This is a genomic window from Microbacterium sp. NPDC055665, assembly GCF_053618035.1.
Genome location: NZ_JBSHGY010000003.1, coordinates 190,784 through 205,866, shown reverse-complemented (window position 1 = coordinate 205,866; position 15,083 = coordinate 190,784). Strand labels below are relative to the sequence as shown.

The following is a 15,083-nucleotide window of genomic DNA, read 5'->3' as shown; positions in this document are numbered from 1 at the left end:
GTGTTCTGACCCCTCAGGTTCGGCCGGCTGCCCGCGCCGCCCGGAGGATCTCCTCCTCAGAGGCCGTGCGCGCGGGCGACCGCGTCGAGCGTGATGCGTCCGCCCTGCACGTTCAGACCCTTCGCGAGTGCGGCGTCTTCGGATGCGGCGCGCTCCCAGCCCTTGCCGGCGATCGCCGAGACGTAGGGGAGGGTTGCGTTCGTCAGCGCGCGGGTCGCGGTCTCCGGAACGGCGCCCGGCATGTTCGCGACGCAGTAGTAGATGGAGTCGTGCACGGCGAACGTGGGGTCGTCGTGGGTGGTCGGCCGCGAGCCTTCGAAGCATCCGCCCTGGTCGATCGCGATGTCGACCAGCACCGAGCCGGGCTTCATCGCGGCGACCATGTCGTCTGTCACGAGCTTGGGGGCGGCCGCGCCGGGGATCAGCACGGATCCGATCACGAGGTCGGCCGTCTTGAGCTCTTCGGCGATGTCGTAGCGGCTCGACGCCCGGGTCTCCAGCGCGCCGCCGTAACGGTGCTCGAGCTCGCGCAGACGCGGCAGCGAGACGTCGACGACCGTCACCTTCGATCCGAGGCCGAGCGCGTTCGCGGCCGCGTGCTCTCCGGCGACGCCGCCTCCGATCACGACGGTCTTCGCACGCGGGGTGCCGGCGATCCCGCCCAGCAGCATCCCGCGGCCGCCTTGCGAGCGCAGCAGCGAGTGCGAGCCCATGACGACCGAGAGTCGTCCGGCGATCTCGCTCATGGGCACGAGCAGCGGCAGGCTGCGGTCGGGCAGCTGCACCGTCTCATAGGCGACGGCGGTGGTGCCGGCATCCACGAGCGCCGTGGTCAATGCGCGGTCGGCGGCGAGATGCAGGTAGGTGAAGAGGGTGAGGTCCTCGCGCAGGAATCCGTACTCCTGCGCGATCGGCTCTTTGACCTTGATGACGAGGTCGGCGTCGCCCCAGGCCTCGGCGGCGGTCTCCACGATCTCGGCGCCGGCTGCGCGGTAGTCGTCGTCGGTGATGCGCGAGCCGAGGCCCGCGCCGGACTGCACGAGCACGCGATGGCCCTCGTGCACCAGACGATCGGTGCCGGCGGGGGTGAGGGAGACGCGGTTCTCGTTGTTCTTGACCTCGGTGGGGACGCCGATCTTCATTGATCCTCCTGGGTTGATGCGGTGCGGCACCAGGATCGCAGAAACATCGACGGAACAACAGAATCACTGAAGATGATTCGATTTGAGGCAGCATCCTGAATAATGCTTCGTATGGAGACGACTTCCGGAGCCTCAGAGCCGAATACCGTTCGGGCGCCCGCCCTCGACCCGATCGACGCGCGGATCGTGCAGTTGATGACGGCCGACGGACGCATGACGAACGCCGAGCTCGCCGGTCGCCTCGGCGTCGCGCCCTCGACTGCGCACACCCGGCTGCGGGCCCTCGTCGACCGCGGCGTGATCACGGGGTTCCACGCGAGTGTGGACGAGCGGATGCTGGGCGCCGGACTCCAGGCCGTCATCGGCGTTACTCTGCGTCCGAGCGGACGGCGCGAGAGCATCGTCGAGTTCGCGGACCGCGTGCGTGTGCTGCCGCAGGTGATCCAGGTGTTCTTCCTCGGCGGCGACGACGACTTCCTGCTGCACATCGCGGTCGCCGACTCGTCCGAGATGCGCGAGTTCGTGCTCGAGCATCTCTCGGCGCAGAGCAGCGTCGCCTCCACCCGCACGAGCATCGTGTTCGACTATCACCGCAACTCGGTCGCGGCCTCGTTCCGCTGACGGGGGTCGAAGGCCTCGAGTTCGGTTCCGGTCGCAGTTTCTGTCGCTTCGACGCGCGACATCCGGCAGAAAGTGCGACCGGAGATGCGGGTGTGCGTGGCTCGAGCCTTCATCGGACGAGAGCCGCGAGGCGAGCGACTGCCTCCTCGACGAGGGTGTCGTCGAGATCTCCGTATCCGAGGACCAGCGCGTCCGGGCGATCGGCCGCGTCGGTGTAGCGGCGCAGCGAAGTGAGAGCCAGCCCCTCGGCGGCACCGGCGTCGACCACAGCGGAAGCCGGTAGATGCGACGGGAGCGTCAGCACCAGGTGCATACCGGCGGCGATACCCGCGACCGACAACTCGGGGAGTTCGATCGTCAAGGCGTCGAGCAGTCGCTGCCGACGGCGACGGAAGCGCGTGCGCGAGGCGCGCAGATGCCGCTCGAAGTCACCCTGAGTGACGAAATGCGCGAGGGCGGCCTGGTCGATCAGCGAGGGCGGCGCCGTCGAGACCGGGGGAGCGATGCCCGGAGGGAGCAGCATCCATCCGAGGCCCAGCGCGGGCGAGACCGACTTCGACAGCGAGCCGATGAGCGCGACGCGGTCCGGTGCGAGGCGCTGCAGGGCGGGAACGGGCCGGCGGTCGTAGCGGAACTCGGCGTCGTAGTCGTCTTCGATCACCAGCGCGTCGTGATCCCTGGCCCAGCGCACCAGCTCCTCGCGGCGGGCGGGGGCGAGCGCCGCGCCGAGGGGGAACTGGTGGGCGGGGGTGACGAGGGCGGCCCTTGCCCCGGTGCCGGATGCGAGCGAGCGCAGCTGCCCGGTGTCGATGCCGTCGCCGTCCACGGGCACCGGAATGGGGCGCAGGCCGTTGTCTTCGGCGACGATGCGCAGCCGTGGCCAACTCGGATCCTCCACGAGAATCGTCCGATGGCCGCGGCGGTGCAGTTCCCGGGCGAGCAGTCCCATGCCGTCGGTGGCGCCGTGGGTGATCGTGATCCGGGTGGCGTCGGCGACCGCGTGCCGCGAGCGCGAGAGGTACGCGGCGACCGCCTCGCGCGCCGGTGCGTAGCCGGACGGGTGAGCGGCGGCGAGGTCCTGGTCGGGGAGCGCTGCGAGGGCGGCGCGCAGCGCTGCCGCCCACCGCGATCGGGGAGTGGCGCGCAGGTCGGGGATGCCCGGACGCAGGTCGTAGCGGATGGGCGGTGCGGATGACGGCGCGGGGTCGCGCGGCACGGGAAACTCGATGCCCCGCGTGGCGTCCGGCATCTCCTGCCGCTCCGCCACGCGGGTGGCCGATCCGGTCCGGGCCTCCAGCACACCCTCCGCCACCAGCTGTCCGTACGCCTCGGTCACGACCCAGCGCGAGACCCCGAGCGTCTCTGAGAGAGTGCGGCTGGGCGGCACGGCGGCGCCAGCGGAGAGGCGACCCTCGTCGATGGCGCGGCGCAGCGCGGTCTCCACTCTGTCCCGCAGCGGTCCGGCAATGTCGGAGCCGCTCGCCGAGTCGAGGTCGAGGAGCGTCTCCCACGCAAGAATCGGTCTGGTGTTCTGCATCGTGATTGGAGTGTATCCCCGAGCCGATCACTCCCTACGGTGGAGCCATCCCTGAGAAAGGAACACCATGCAGTACCGCACCCTCTCCGATGCCCGCACCTCGTTCGACGTCTCGACGCTGTGCCTGGGAGCCATGAACTTCGGCACCCGCACCGACGGGGACACCTCGCGCGCCATCCTCGACCGCTTCGTCGAGGCGGGCGGCACCTTCATCGACACCGCCAACAACTACAGCCTCTGGGCGGGTGGTGCCGGCCGCGACAGTGAAGATCTGCTCGGGCGCTGGATGAGCGACCGCGGCAATCGCGACACGCTCCGCATCGCCACAAAGCTCGGCGCCGCGCAGAAGGACCCGTCGAAGCCGCTGTCGAACACACCGCCGACGAACTTCGAGGGCCTCTCGGCCGAGGTCATCCGTCGGCAGGCGCCGGAAAGTGCCCGCCACCTCGGCATCGACCACATCGACGTCCTCTACGGCCACGTCGACGACCGTGAGGTGGCGCTCGCGGAGACGGTCGGTGCCTTCGGGGAGCTTCAGGAAAAAGGCCTCGTCGGGATCACCGGCATCTCGAACGTGCCCACCTGGCGCGTGGTCGAAGCGCGACTGGAAGCGCAGCGGCAGGGCATCGCCCCCTATGGCCTGGTGCAGCAGCAGTACAGCTACCTCTATCCCGCACCGCGCATCGGGCGGAACAACTTCGTCACGCCCGACCTGCTCGACTACGCGGCATCCACCGGTACTCCCGACCGGCCGCCGCTCGCCATCACCGTGTACTCCCCGCTGCATCAGGGTGGGATCGCGCGTCTCGACAAGCCGCTGTGGGGCGGGGTCGATCATCCGACCAGCCATGCCCGTCGTGCGCTGCTGCACGAGGTTGCGGCCGAGATCGGCGCGACGCCGAATCAGGTCGCGCTCGCGTGGCTCCTCGGCGGCGAGGTCCCGGTCATCCCCGTCGTCGGGGTGTCGTCGCTCGCGCAGTTGGACGAGGCGCTGGGGGCGGCCGACCTGGTGCTGGATGACGAAGTCCGCGCGCGCCTCGACGCCGAACCGGGCGACGCACGCTGAGGGGGCTCGCGGATCAGGCTCCGTACGAGGCGGGCAGCGAGCAGTAGTCGGCGAACCGTCGCGCCGGATGCGCGGGGTCGCTCACATCGACGATCGACCCGGCGACCGTGTGCGGCGGTTCGTCGCCGGCGAGCTGCCACACCGCGTAGTTCCACATGCCCCTGGTGCGCTCGCCGAGCAGGGCCGCCGGCCCGGAGACGAGCAGGACCTCGTCGCTCTTGGGGCCCTCGCGGAACGTGGTGACCACGGCGCGGAGCCCGGCTTCGTCGCCTTCCGGCGAGTGCTCGCGGACGACCTGCTGCCCCGACGCCGTCAGCGCGGTCGTGAGGTCGTCAGCCGCCTGTCGTGAGCGCTCGGCATCCGCGCCAGCCACCGCGAGCAGCCGCCGCCCGCGCGGGTAGAAGTGCAGGAACTCGGTGGCGATGTCCGCCCAGGCGTCGGTCATGCCTCCAGGCTACGCCTGCCCGACAGCACGGGCTCCGGTTGCGGAAGAGCCCCCGGACCACGGCAGCAGCCGCAGCCCGGGGGCTCTTCCGTGCGCTCAGTCCTCGTCGACCAGGAACCGGCTGTAGGCGCCGAGGGTGAGGAAGGTGGGGAATTCCTCCTGCAGGGCGACCTCGCGGAAGATCTCCGCGGCATCGTCGTACCGGTCGCCGTGGCTGCGCGTCGCCTGCGCGAGCACCTGGGTGATCAGCCCTTCGATGTACTCCGCCGTGATCGGGGTGCCGTCCTGTGTGGTGCGGTCCTGGTGGATCCACTGCCACACCTGCGAGCGGCTGATCTCGGCCGTCGCGGCATCCTCCATCAGGTTGTCGATCGCCACGGCACCCAGTCCGCGCAGCCAGGCCTCCAGGTAGCGGATGGCGACCGACACGTTGTCCCGCACGCCCTGCGCGGTGATCGGCCGACCGATGTGCAGGTCGAGCAGGTCGCGGGCCTCGACGTGCACGTCGTCGCGCTGACGGTCGACCTGGTTGGGGCGGTCCCCCAGCACGGCGTCGAACTCCGCCTGAGCCGTGGGGATCAGGTCGGGGTGCGCCACCCAGGTGCCGTCGAAGCCGTCTCCGGCCTCGCGCTTCTTGTCGGCGGTGACCTTCTCGATCGCGCGTGCCGTCACCTCGGGGTCGCGGCGGTTCGGGATGAACGCGCTCATGCCGCCGATCGCGAAGGCGCCCCGCTTGTGGCAGGTCTGCACGAGCAGGTCGGTGTACGCCCGCATGAACGGCACCGTCATCGTGACCTCGCTGCGGTCGGGGAGCACGAAGCGCGCTCCGCGGCCGCGGTAGTTCTTGATGATCGAGAAGATGTAGTCCCAGCGGCCGGCGTTCAGCCCCGCGCAGTGATCGCGCAGCTCGTAGAGGATCTCGTCCATCTCGAACGCCGCCGGCAGCGTCTCGATCAGCACGGTCGCGCGAATCGTGCCATGCGGGAGGCCGATGTACTCCTCGCTGAACGAGAACACGTCGTCCCACAGCTTCGCCTCTTCACTCGATTCGAGCTTGGCGATGTAGAAGTACGGTCCGCGTCCTCCGTCGATCAGCGCCTGCGCGTTGTGCAGGAAGTAGAGGCCGAAGTCGACCAGCGATCCGGATGCCGAGGTGCGACGACCGGCACGGTCGATGAACGCGATGTGCTTCTCGGGCAGGTGCCACCCGCGCGGGCGCATCACGATCGTGGGCGTGCGCTCGGCCGTCACGCGGTACTCCTTGCCTTCCGGCGAGGTGAACGACAGCTCGCCGCGGATGGCGTCCCGCAGCGAGAGCTGGCCCTCGATGACGTTCTTCCAGGTCGGACTCGTGGCGTCCTCCTGGTCGGCGAGCCACACCCGGGCCCCGGAGTTCAGGGCGTTGATGGTCATCTTCGGGTCGGTGGGCCCGGTGATCTCGACGCGGCGGTCCTCGAGGCCGGGCCCGGCACCGGCGACGCGCCAGTCGCGGTCCTCGCGGATGTGAGCGGTGTCTTCGCGGAAACGGGGGTCGTGCCCGTTGCCGATCTCGAAGCGGCGGCGCATCCGGTCTGCGAGGCGGTCGTGACGGCGCGACGCGAAGCGGTGGTGCAGCTCGGTGAGGAAGGCGATGGCCTCGGGGGTGAGGATCTCGTCGTACCGGTCGCGCAGGGCGCCGGTGACCTCGATCGCGGGACCCTGCTGGGTCGTCTGGATCGGAGCCGTGGTCGGGGGAGCGGTGGGAGTGGTCATGATCGAGTCCTTTACGTGTGCTGAGACCCCGGCTTGTCGCCGAGACCCCGGGCTGTGGATGCTGACAGCGCGGGGTCTCGACGAGAACCGGGGGTCTCGACGGATCAGTGGAACTGCGCGGCTTCGGTGGAGCCGGCGAGGGCGAGCGTCGCGCTGTCGGGGTTGAGCGCGGTGGAGATGACGTCGAAGTAGCCGGTGCCCGCCTCGCGCTGGTGCTTGGTGGCGGTGTAACCGTGGGCTTCGGCGGCGAACTCGGCTTCCTGCAACTCGACGTACGCGCTCATGGCGCGATCGGCGTAGCCGCGGGCGAGGTCGAACATCGAGTGGTTCAGGGCGTGGAAGCCGGCGAGGGTGATGAACTGGAACTTGTAGCCCAGGTCTGCCAACTCCTGCTGGAACGTCGCGATCTCGGCGTCCGACAGGTGCTTCTTCCAGTTGAAGCTCGGCGAGCAGTTGTAGGCCAGGAGCTTACCCGGGAACTGCGCGTGGATGGCGGCGGCGAAGTTGCGCGCGAGCTCGATGTCGGGCTCTCCCGTCTCGACCCACAGCAGGTCCGCGTACGGGGCGAAGGCGAGGCCACGGCTGATGACCGATTCCAGACCTGGGCGGATCCGGTAGAACCCCTCGGTGGTGCGCTCGCCGGTGGTGAACTGCTGGTCGCGCTCGTCGACGTCGCTGGTGAGCAGGTCGGCGGCGAGGGCATCCGTGCGGGCGATGATGACGGTCGGCACACCCGCCACGTCAGCGGCGAGGCGGGCGGCGTTCAGCGTGCGGATGTGCTGCTGGGTGGGCACGAGCACCTTGCCGCCGAGGTGACCGCACTTCTTCTCGCTGGCCAGCTGGTCCTCCCAGTGGATGCCCGCGGCTCCCGACTGGATGAGCGACTGCGCGAGCTCGTAGGCGTTCAGCGGTCCGCCGAAGCCGGCCTCGGCGTCGGCCACGATCGGCGCGAGCCAATCCTGCGTGGTCTCGCCCTCGGCGTGCTCCAGCTGGTCCTGGCGGATGAGGGCGTTGTTGATGCGGCGCACGACCGCCGGCACCGAGTTCGCGGGGTACAGCGACTGGTCGGGGTAGGTCTGACCGGCGAGGTTGCCGTCGGCGGCGACCTGCCATCCGGAGAGGTAGATGGCCTTGAGGCCCGCCCGCACCTGCTGCACGGCCTGACCTCCGGTGTAGGCGCCGAGCGCCCGGACGTAGTCCTCGGTGTGCAGGAGGTTCCAGAGGTTGTCGGCACCGCGGTGCGCGAGGGTCGACTCTTCCCGGACCGAGCCGCGGATGCGGATGACGTCTTCGGCCGAGTAGGTGCGCTCGACGCCGTCCCAGCGGGGATCGGTGTCCCAGATCTCCTGGAGCTCGGCGGCCGTCTGAACCTGGTCGCCGGCTCGCAGACCGGCGGGGCGGGGCGTCGGGGTGTGGGCGGTGTTCGTCATGGTGTCTCCTCGGTGGATCCGGCTGCGGTGCCAGGGTGGCGTGGTTCCACTGTGGGTGAACTTCGGGACATCCGACGACCGATTTCGGAGAGAAGATCGTGCGAAATTCTGTTTCTGTGACAGAATCGTCGCCATGAGCCCATCGACGAGCTCAGGGACCCAGAGCTCTGAGGCAGAAGAGACCGACGCCCTCACGATCGGTCGACGCATCCGCCGGCTCCGTACGGCGAAGGGGATGACCCTCGACGACCTGGCCTCGGCCGTCGATCGGGCGCCGAGCCAGATGTCGATGATCGAGACCGGCAAGCGCGAACCCAAGCTCACCCAGCTGCAGGCGATCGCCCGAGCGCTCGGGGTCACGATCGACGCGTTGCTGGAGGGGGAGCCGCTCGACGAGCGCAGTGCCATCGAGATCGCCCTGGAACGCGCGATGAAGGGACAGACGTTCCAGGCGCTGGGCATCGAGCCGTTCCGCATCGCGAAGAGCCTGCCGACGGATGCTCTGAAGGCCCTGCTCGCGCTGCACGGGGAGATCGACCGGCTCAAGGACGAGCGCGCCGCGACGCCCGAGGAGGCCCGGCGGGCGAACGTCGAGCTGCGGCATCTGATGCGCCGGCAGGACAACCACTTCGCCGACCTCGAGGCCAAGGCCGCCGAGATCCTCGCGGCGGTCGGCCACCCCGGCGGGCCGCTGACGCAGCGCACCGCATCCGAGATCGCCGCCTACCTGGGCTTCACCCTGCACTACGCGCCCGACCTGCCGCAGACCACCCGCAGCGTCGCCGACCTCGCGAACGGCCGGCTGTACCTGTCGAGCAGCGTGCCCGCGAAGGGGGACGCCCGCACCGCGGTGCTGCAGGCGCTGTCGAGCCGTATTCTCGGCCACTCCGAGCCGCGCAGCTATGCCGAGTTCCTGCGGCAGCGGGTCGAGACCAACTATCTGACCGGTGCGCTCCTCATCCCGGAGGCGCATGTCGTGCCCGCGTTGAAGGATGCCAAGCAGCGGCGGGCGATCTCGATCGAAGACCTGCGCGACGCGTACTCGGTGTCGTACGAGACGGCGGCGCACCGCTTCACGAACCTCGCGACGCGTCACCTCGACATCCCGGTGCACTTCCTCAAGGTGCACGAGTCGGGCACGATCACGAAGGCGTACGAGAACGACGACGTGAACTTCCCGACCGATCGTCTCGGGGCCATCGAGGGGCAGATGTGCTGCCGCCGGTGGACCTCGCGGGTCGTGTTCGATGAGGACGACCGCTTCAACCCGTACTACCAGTACACCGACACCGGCAACGGCACGTACTGGTGCACCGCCCGGGTGGAGTCGTCGAGCGAGGGGTTGCACTCCGTGAGCGTGGGCGTGCGCTTCGACGACACGAAGTGGTTTGTGGGGCGCGACACCTCGCACCGCGGCGTCTCGAAGCACTCGGTCGAGGTGTGCTGCCGCCGGGCGCCCGCCGAGCTGGAAGGCCGCTGGCGCGAGAACTCCTGGCCCAACGTGAAGACGCCCCGCACGCTGCTCGCGACCCTGCCGACCGGCGCGTTCCCCGGCGTCGACACGACCGACGTGTACGAGTTCCTCGAGGCGCACGCTCCGCGCTGATCCCCACCCCACCCCTCGCCTCCAGCCCCTCGCTTCCAGCCCTCGCCCCTCGCCTCCGGTCGCACTTTCTGCCGCCCGGGAGCCGCGAGCGCGACAGAAAGTGCGACCGGAACGGATAGGGATGCTCCTCCGCGGGAGGGGGTTGAGTGAACACTGAACGCATGTTAGGTTTTCGCGTGTTGAGTGCGCCGTGATCAACGGCGCCGTTCTCGATGAGGAGACGCGATGAAGCGATGGATGAGCACGCTGGCGACGGTCGGACTGGTCGTCTCGGGACTGGCCCTCGCGGGGCCGGCCGCAGCGGGAGACGGACGCCAGGGCAACGCGGAGCTCAAGCGCTGGGCGCAGGACACCTGGGGTTCCCTGGTGGCGATGACCGACGAGGAGACGGGTCTTCCCGCCGACAACATCACCGGCGATCTGCAGACGTCCAGCGCCTACACCTCACCGACGAATATCGGCGGGTATCTGTGGTCGACCGTCACCGCGCGCGACCTCGGCATCATCAGTGCCGACGAGGCGCGGGGCCGGTTGTCCGCCACGCTCGACACCCTGCAAGGGCTCGAGCGCAACGAAGCGAGCGGGATGTTCTACAACTGGTACTCGCCGACGACGGGGGAGAAGCTGACGACCTGGCCCGATTCCGGGGACCCCGTGCATCCGTTCCTCAGCACCGTGGACAACGGGTGGCTGGCCGCAGCTCTACGCATCGTCGGTGAGGCCGATCCCGCGCTGGCTGCGCAGGCGGACGCCCTTTACGACTCGATGGACTTCGCCGCGTTCTTCGACCCTGCCGGTGCCGCAGGTCTCCCCGCCGGCACGAACCGCGGCGGCTTCTGGGAGCAGGCCCCGCCGGACTGCAGCGTTGCAGCTCCGATGTACAACGGATCGGGGGAGACCGCGTACTACACCTGCCACCACTACGACACGACCGTGAGCGAGAGCCGCATCGCCACCTACCTCGGCATCGCCAACGGGCAGATTCCGGCGACGGCGCTGTACGGCACGCACCGCACAATGCCGCCCGGCTGCGACTGGGCGTGGCAGGAGCAGCTCCCGCAAGGGGAATACCGCACCTACAGCGGAGTCGAGGTCTGGGAAGGCGCATACAGCTACGCGGGGATGTCGTTCGTTCCGAGCTGGGGTGGCAGCATGTTCGAGTCGCTGATGCCCGATCTCCTGGTCCCGGAGACGAAGTGGGGGCCGAAGTCCTGGCGGCTCAATCATCCGATCACCGTGGCCGTGCAGAAACAGCACGGTCTCGACGAGGCCGGATACGGGTACTGGGGGTTCTCGCCCGCGAGCAACCCGTTCGGTGGCTACGCGGAGTACGGCGTCGACATCGCGGGAATGCGGTCCGACGGCTACACGTCCGACGCCGAGAAGACCGACGTCGACATCGATCGGCCGGGGTGCGCGGCGGGCACGAATCCCTCCCCGGATTTCGGGGACGGCGTGGTGACCCCGCATGCGGCGTTCCTCGCGCTCCCCTATGACCGCAAGGGCGTGCTGAGCAACCTCGAGAGCATCGAGAACGACCTCGGCGCCTATGGTCCCGGCGGCTTCTACGACGCGGTCGCCGTGAAGAGCGGCACGATCGCCGAGCGCTATCTCTCGCTCGACCAGTCGATGATCATGGCGGCGATCGGCAACGAGCTCACGAAGGATAAGCTCAAGGACTACTTCGTGGATCGCGAGATGGAGAAGCTCCTGCGTCCCGCGATGCGACAGCAGGACTTCAGCTCGTCGTGGGGTGCGGGAGGCGACGGTCACCAGGGCTGAGCCCTCGCTTCCTCGCGTCGACAGACAGGAGCGCGCGGTGGGAACGGACGGGCAGTCGACGGCGGGGCGAGGCTCTCGCGGCCCCTACGCAACGGGGCAGGCGCGGCGGCAGGCGATCGTCGACGAGGCGCTGGTCGTCTTCTCTCGGACCGGGTTCCACGGCGGATCCCTGCGGGAGATCGCGAAGCGCGTCGGCGTGACACCCGCCGGGCTCCTGCATCATTTCGCCGACAAGGAGGAGCTGTTCACCGAGGTGCTGCACCAGCGCGACGAGAAGGTGCGGGCGGCGGCAGGCGACCCCGCCGAGCACACCCTGGTCGAGCAGGCCAAGCGGGTCGTCGCGCACAACCAGACCTCGCGCGGTCTCACGTCGCTCTACGCCATCGTGTCTGCCGAGGCGACCGACCCCGAGCATCCGTCGCATGCCGATTTCGCCGCGCGCTATCGGGCGCGTGCCGATGAAGCCGTGGAGATCCTCCGTCGCGGGCAGGAGGCCGGAGAAGTCCGGGATGACATCGACCCCGCGCTCGCCGCACGTCTGATCAGTGCGGTCATGGACGGCATCCAGCTGCAGTGGCTTCTCGATGAGTCGGTCGACATGGTTCCCCTCTTCGACGAGTTCGTCAGCCGCTACCTCTACCCGGCTGACGCGCCCCAGTCCTGACTCGCCCCGCTCCCGCTTCGCCCCGCTCCCTCTTCGCCCCTCGCCCCACTCGGGCTACGCCCCCGCGTCCTCGAGCGCACGGGATCCTGCCGAGTGCACCGCCTATTCGCGTCAACACGCCGTGCGCTCGGCGCGAAGCCGTGCACTCGACGTCTGGGCGGGCGGGGGTGCACGCGTTCTCGCCCCGTTTAGTTTGATCTTGCTTAGTCAATCTTGACTATGTTACTTTCGACGAGCCATCAATGACGAACGGCCGAGAAGGGACCCTCATGGCTACTTCCTCTGCGGAAACCCGATTCCGCATCACTGCCACCCTGACGTGCGTTCTCGCCGCCACGCTGACGCTCGGAGCATGCTCCGCGCAGACGCCAGGCGGCGATTCCGCCCCCACGAGTGCGAGCGACACCGACGCCTGCAAGCGCAATCAGGATGCCGGCACCATCACCTACATCTCCGGCTACGGCTACTCCGCCAGTGCCGGCCAGCTCGACGTGTTCCTCGCCGAGGAGCTGGGCTACTTCGACGACCTCTGCCTCGATGTCGAGATCAACGCCTCCGGGGCGAACGGGCAGCAGCTCGTGGCATCCGGTCAGGCGCAGTTCACGGCTCTCGGCTCGGCATCCGACGTGATGCTGGCAGCCGCGAACAGCAAGAACCTCACGGCAGTCGCCACCTACGGCACGACCCCGCCGTTCTCGATCTTCGGCAACGAGAAGCTCGAGAGCCTCAAGGATCTCGAGGGCGGATCGCTCGGCTACTTCATCAACCTGACCCCGATCGCCTCGGCCATGCTCGACGAGGCCGGTGTCGACGTCTCGAAGGTCGAGATGGTGAAGATGACCAACTACGACCCGACGGTCGTCGTCCGTGAGCAGGTCGACGCGATCGTCGGCTACGCCTCCAACCAGCCGCAGTCGCTCAAGGCGCAGGACCTGCCGTTCAGCGAGTTCCTCCCCGCCGACCTCGGCGTCGAGGGCACCTACAACGTGATGGAGGTCAACTCCCGATTCCTCGACGAGCACCGTGAAGTCGCCGCCGACTTCATGCGCGCGAGCCTGAAGGCGCTGCAGTACTGCCTCGACGAGTCGGATGCCTGCATCGACAAGCTCGCGAAGCTGGCGGAGGACAACAACCAGGGTGCCGCGTTCCCGCGCGATCAGTTGGCCCGCACGTGGGAGGTGGAGTCCGCCTGGGTGCGCGAGAGCGCCGGTGGCAACCCCGGTGTGCAGAACGAGTCCATGTGGGAGCCCGAGTACGCACTCGTGAAGAAGTACGGCGGCGTCAAGGACCTGCCCGCGATCGCCGACATGATGGACGCCGACCTGGTCGCCGACCTGTACGACGGCGACACCCTGACCTGGACCGCGAAGTGATGTCGGTCGCACAGGGAGCAGGCGTCGAGGTCAGAAACGTCTCGAAGTCCTTCGGCGTCGACGGTGCTCGGGTCACGGTGCTCGACGACGTGAGCCTCACGATCGGCATGGGCGAGTTCGTTTCCGTGATCGGCCCGAGCGGCTGTGGCAAGTCCACGCTGCTCAAGGTGGTCGCGGGTCTCCTCGACGCCGATTCCGGGACCGTCACGATCGATGGGGAGAGCGTCACCGCGGCTTCGCGCGACAAGAAGATCGGGCTCGTGCCGCAGTCTCCGGCGCTGCTGCCGTGGAAGACGGTGCGCGAGAACGTCGAGCTGCCGGTGCGCATCAACGCCAAGGCGAACTCCGGACGCGCACTGCGCGACCCGGCCGAGCTGCTGGCGACCTTCGGGCTCGGTCGGGCGATGAAGAAGTACCCCGGCCAGCTCTCGGGCGGCATGCAGCAGCGCGCCGCGATCGCGCGGGCGTTCGTGTTCGACCCGGCCATCATGCTGATGGATGAGCCCTTCTCGGCCCTCGACGAGATGAACCGCGACCTGCAGCGGATCGCCCTGCTGGAGTTCTGGCAGTCGAACCGCAAGGCCGTCATGTTCGTCACGCACTCCGTGCCGGAGGCGATCATGCTCTCCGACCGCATCGTGGTGATGGCCGCCCACCCGGGGCGCATCGCCCAGGTGATCGATGTGAACCTGCCGCGGCCGCGCACCGAGGAGGCCTACGCGACGGACGAGTTCCGCGAACTGGAAGCAGTCGTGCGCGGTGCGCTGCGCGCGCAGACGGAGAAGGCCCATGTCTGAGCTGACGATGAGAGACACCACCGCGACCCTCGCGACCGCCCGCCTGAAGGCGCAGCCCCGCCGCGGCGTTCCGACCTGGCTGCGCTGGGGATCGTGGGGACCCACACTGATCACCTTCGTGATCGCCGCTCTCCTCTGGCAGGTCGTGGCCTGGACCAACCCATACGTGCTCCCGACGCTGGAGGCGATCGGCGTGAGCCTCGTCGACGACGCCGGCATGTACTGGTCGAACTTCCTCGTCACGCTGCTCGAAGTCGTGGTCGGCGCTTCCGCCGGCATCCTCGCCGGCTTCCTGTTGGCCGTGGTCATGGCCGAGTTCCAGATCATCGAGCGCGCCGTGATGCCGCTCGTGATCATCGTGATGGTGACCCCGATCGTGGCGATCGCCCCGGCACTGGTCGTGGCGTTCGGCTTCGGCATGGTGCCGAAGTTCATCGTGACGGGGCTCGTGGTCTTCTTCCCGATGCTCGTGAACTCGCTCGCGGGGCTCCGTGACGTCGACCAGAAAGCGCTCGACGTCTTCAAGACGCTGCACGCCTCGCGGTGGGAGATCTTCCGTGAGCTGCGCTTCCCCGGCAGCATGCCCTACGTGTTCGCCGGTCTCCGCATAGCCCTGCCGCTCGCCGTGGTCGGTGCCGCGGTGGCCGAGTTCGTCGCGGCGGGGCAGCAGGCCGGACTCGGCTCGCTCGTCACGACATCGGCTGCACAGGCGAACCTGGCTGTGACCTGGGCCAGCATCGCCCTTCTCTGCCTCCTCGGCGTGCTCCTCATCATCGTCCTCGCCCTGGTGCGCAAGCGCGTGCTCTGGTGGAGCGACGGCGAGGTCACGGCGAAGGGCTGACGCGGCATCCGCATCCCGGGATGGACC

13 protein-coding genes are annotated in these 15,083 nt (G+C 68.8%); 8 read left to right on the top strand and 5 right to left on the bottom strand.

Translation table 11 applies throughout. The features are described from left to right. Nucleotides 1–56 precede the first annotated feature (56 nt). Complete coding sequence (gene ald / locus ACWGO6_RS10235) at nucleotides 57–1,142, bottom strand: alanine dehydrogenase (protein ID WP_452326635.1); 1,086 nt, start codon at nucleotides 1,140–1,142, stop codon at nucleotides 57–59. A gap of 102 nt (nucleotides 1,143–1,244) precedes the next feature. Between ald and ACWGO6_RS10230 the strand changes: the two genes are divergently transcribed. Then, on the top strand, nucleotides 1,245–1,763 hold the full coding sequence (locus tag ACWGO6_RS10230) for an Lrp/AsnC family transcriptional regulator (RefSeq protein ID WP_452326634.1): 519 nt from the start codon (nucleotides 1,245–1,247) through the stop codon (nucleotides 1,761–1,763). A 109-nt stretch (nucleotides 1,764–1,872) separates the two neighbouring features. Here the strand turns inward: ACWGO6_RS10230 and pdxR are convergent, their stop codons facing one another. Beyond that, entirely contained in the window at nucleotides 1,873–3,300 is a 1,428-nt protein-coding gene (gene pdxR, locus ACWGO6_RS10225) for a MocR-like pyridoxine biosynthesis transcription factor PdxR (protein WP_452326633.1), read from the bottom strand. Nucleotides 3,301–3,367: 67 nt separating this feature from the next. Here pdxR and ACWGO6_RS10220 point away from each other — a divergent pair, with 67 nt between their 5' ends. Further along, complete coding sequence (locus ACWGO6_RS10220; protein ID WP_452326632.1) at nucleotides 3,368–4,366, top strand: aldo/keto reductase; 999 nt, start codon at nucleotides 3,368–3,370, stop codon at nucleotides 4,364–4,366. 13 nt (nucleotides 4,367–4,379) lie between these two features. Here the strand turns inward: ACWGO6_RS10220 and ACWGO6_RS10215 are convergent, their stop codons facing one another. The 3 genes from ACWGO6_RS10215 to aceA all read right to left on the bottom strand — a co-directional run bounded on the left by ACWGO6_RS10215 (nucleotide 4,380) and on the right by aceA (nucleotide 7,993). After that, the gene (locus tag ACWGO6_RS10215) at nucleotides 4,380–4,811 is read right to left on the bottom strand and encodes a hypothetical protein (protein WP_452326631.1); all 432 of its coding nucleotides are present in this window, start codon (nucleotides 4,809–4,811) and stop codon (nucleotides 4,380–4,382) included. A gap of 96 nt (nucleotides 4,812–4,907) precedes the next feature. Then, nucleotides 4,908–6,563 (bottom strand): malate synthase A, encoded by a 1,656-nt coding sequence (gene aceB / locus ACWGO6_RS10210; protein ID WP_452326630.1) that lies wholly within the window; start codon nucleotides 6,561–6,563, stop codon nucleotides 4,908–4,910. Between the two features lie 104 nt (nucleotides 6,564–6,667). Beyond that, on the bottom strand, nucleotides 6,668–7,993 hold the full coding sequence (gene aceA, locus ACWGO6_RS10205; protein WP_452326629.1) for an isocitrate lyase: 1,326 nt from the start codon (nucleotides 7,991–7,993) through the stop codon (nucleotides 6,668–6,670). 133 nt (nucleotides 7,994–8,126) lie between these two features. On the opposite strand from aceA, the gene ACWGO6_RS10200 reads away from it, so the two are divergent. From ACWGO6_RS10200 to ACWGO6_RS10175, 6 genes are all read left to right on the top strand, one after another. After that, a complete protein-coding gene (locus tag ACWGO6_RS10200; RefSeq protein ID WP_452326628.1) occupies nucleotides 8,127–9,599 on the top strand; it encodes a helix-turn-helix domain-containing protein in 1,473 nt (490 codons plus the stop codon). A 225-nt stretch (nucleotides 9,600–9,824) separates the two neighbouring features. Then, nucleotides 9,825–11,381 carry a glucoamylase family protein gene (locus ACWGO6_RS10195; protein WP_136040728.1) on the top strand — a complete coding sequence of 519 codons (1,557 nt, stop codon included), beginning with the start codon at nucleotides 9,825–9,827 and terminating at the stop codon, nucleotides 11,379–11,381. Between the two features lie 37 nt (nucleotides 11,382–11,418). Further along, nucleotides 11,419–12,045 carry a TetR/AcrR family transcriptional regulator gene (locus ACWGO6_RS10190; protein WP_136040726.1) on the top strand — a complete coding sequence of 209 codons (627 nt, stop codon included), beginning with the start codon at nucleotides 11,419–11,421 and terminating at the stop codon, nucleotides 12,043–12,045. Between the two features lie 269 nt (nucleotides 12,046–12,314). Beyond that, the gene (locus ACWGO6_RS10185) at nucleotides 12,315–13,418 is read left to right on the top strand and encodes an ABC transporter substrate-binding protein (protein WP_240744969.1); all 1,104 of its coding nucleotides are present in this window, start codon (nucleotides 12,315–12,317) and stop codon (nucleotides 13,416–13,418) included. Continuing rightward, nucleotides 13,418–14,215 (top strand): ABC transporter ATP-binding protein, encoded by a 798-nt coding sequence (locus tag ACWGO6_RS10180; RefSeq protein ID WP_452326627.1) that lies wholly within the window; start codon nucleotides 13,418–13,420, stop codon nucleotides 14,213–14,215. Before ACWGO6_RS10185 ends, ACWGO6_RS10180 begins: the two co-directional genes overlap by 1 nt. Next, nucleotides 14,208–15,056, top strand: a complete 849-nt coding sequence (locus ACWGO6_RS10175) for an ABC transporter permease (RefSeq protein WP_136040720.1) — start codon at nucleotides 14,208–14,210, stop codon at nucleotides 15,054–15,056. Before ACWGO6_RS10180 ends, ACWGO6_RS10175 begins: the two co-directional genes overlap by 8 nt. The last annotated feature ends 27 nt before the right edge of the window (nucleotides 15,057–15,083 follow it).